Source organism: Adlercreutzia sp. ZJ141 (assembly GCF_011038965.1).
Lineage (GTDB): Bacteria > Actinomycetota > Coriobacteriia > Coriobacteriales > Eggerthellaceae > ZJ141.
The window spans coordinates 1-1,906 of sequence record NZ_JAAKEB010000046.1 but is presented as its reverse complement, the minus strand read 5'-3'; the positions used below and the strand labels follow the sequence as shown (position 1 = coordinate 1,906).

Genomic DNA, 1,906 nt, shown 5'->3' with positions numbered 1-1,906 from the left:
GCATCGCAGGCATTCACCATCGCCTCGACTTCGTCTGGGGTCAGAAAGTCAAGGGCCGGCTTCGCTTCCTTCCGGGGTTTGATTGATGACAAGCCCTTCGCCCAAGCAGAGCGCTCGGGACATTCACAGGCGACATATCCAGCGAAGGACTTTATCGCACAGAGCCTGCAGTTCACGGTCTTCGCTGAACATCCACGCGTTTTGCGCAGGTAATCGAGGAAGGCGACGACATTGTCGCGATCAACGTCATCAAAGCCAATGTTTCCGGGTTCGATGTCACATTCGTCTCTCAGCCATCCAATGAGCAATCTAAAGGCATCTCGGTACGAGGAAATTGTCTGCGGGGACAGGCCGCGATGACCCATGAGCCATGAGAGAAACCAAGACTCGACCAACTTTTGGAACGTGGCACCTACCTTAGTCATGGCAACCACCTCCTGCATACTCTTCGAACAGGTTCGAGGCAATTTTGAGCAGGCCTTCTGTAGCCGATAGGTACCAGTAGGTGTCGGCGATCTTCTGATGCCCAAGATAGGCGCTGAGGTAGGGCATCATCGCGTTGATGTCCTTTCCAGCCGCAAGCCAACCTTCCAAGGTTTTTGTAACGAAGGTGTGTCTTACGTCGTATGGACGAGGGGGACGGCGGCTCCACGTATTCTCGCCTTCGGGAAGAAGCACATCGCGCGTTATCTGCCAAGCGTACTCAAGGGCCCGCACGTCGAAAGGGCGGCCACCGTTTCTTGGAAACATCGGCAAGTCGGCGCAGGACGCAGGGATCGACGACAGATGAGTCTCAATTACACGAGCTGCGCTGTCGCTAAGCGGCACGCGCCGTGACCTGTTGAACTTCGTAGCAATAATATCGATCACACCTTTACTGGCATCGTAATTGCTGATTGTCAGGTGCGTGCATTCCGATGGCCTCAGTCCACACGAACGCATGAGTCCGCACATGGTGGATGCAGACTTGGCCCGTAATCCGTCAGGCGAATAGATCTTCGACAGCGCACTCATCATCGCTTCAATCTCGTTGTCTTCGTAGATGTAGGGGTTGTTCTTTCCGTGACATTTGCCGCGGCCTTTGGGCAGTAGCGTCGATCCCTCGTCGACAAGGCATGCGTAGCGGGAAAATGTATGAACCGTTTCGTATAGGCGGGCACAATACCAATCCGATGCGCTTTCAAACGTTTTGATCCATGCCAGCACCAATGATGATGACAGGGATTTTCCCGCATGCTCGGAGTCGGCGTAAAGGGCAAATCTCTCAAGCGTGGCGGCTTCTATTTTGATCTTGTAGCCAAGGGAACGCTTGTAGGCGACATAGTTGTTCACCAAATCAGACATCTTACCCACGGTGATCACCCGGCCAATCTGCGGCCACCATGCGAAGGCCGTCGATGTCGATGCGCAGGTAGGTCTTTGAGGTTTGGATCTCCGTATGACCTAGCACATCTGCGACCACCTTCAAGGGCACACCACGTTCTACCATCGAAGTAGCAGCGTACCTTCTTAGCATGTGCGTTCCGAAGTCGGGAATGCCGGCAAGACGGGCTTGATAGCGAAGCGAGTTGCGCATCTGGGACAGACTCAAAGGCTCCCCGCGATGCGACTTGTTGCGAAGAAACACCGCTCTGCTCTCACTGCTCGGCCTATGGTTAGCGATGTAGTTGGCGAGTGCCTTGCCTGCTTCATGCTCCAAGGGCAGTCTCCTGGTCTCGTTTCCCTTGATCGCAGGAATGGTAACCGTACCATTGCGAAAGTCGATGTGCTCCAGCGTAAGCGCTGTGGTCTCGCAGCACCTAAGTCCCATGTTGGCCATTAACAGTAGTGCTGCTCGGTTACGACTGCCGACCTCGGGGTTCGTTTCGACAGACAGGATTGACTGTAGCTCGTCGGCATCTGTCAT

General features: G+C 54.5%; 3 protein-coding genes. All 3 read right to left on the bottom strand.

All coding sequences use genetic code 11. The features are described 5' to 3' along the window. On the bottom strand, positions 1-425 hold a 425-nt coding region (locus tag G7Y44_RS10220; protein WP_165249661.1), incomplete at its 3' end, for a tyrosine-type recombinase/integrase. Next, positions 418-1,332: a tyrosine-type recombinase/integrase gene (locus G7Y44_RS10215; protein ID WP_165249660.1), complete on the bottom strand. Its 915-nt coding sequence runs from the start codon at positions 1,330-1,332 to the stop codon at positions 418-420. The genes G7Y44_RS10215 and G7Y44_RS10220, both read right to left, overlap by 8 nt. A gap of 13 nt (positions 1,333-1,345) precedes the next feature. Continuing rightward, the coding region (locus G7Y44_RS10210; RefSeq protein ID WP_165249658.1) for a tyrosine-type recombinase/integrase at positions 1,346-1,906 on the bottom strand (561 nt) is incomplete at its 5' end.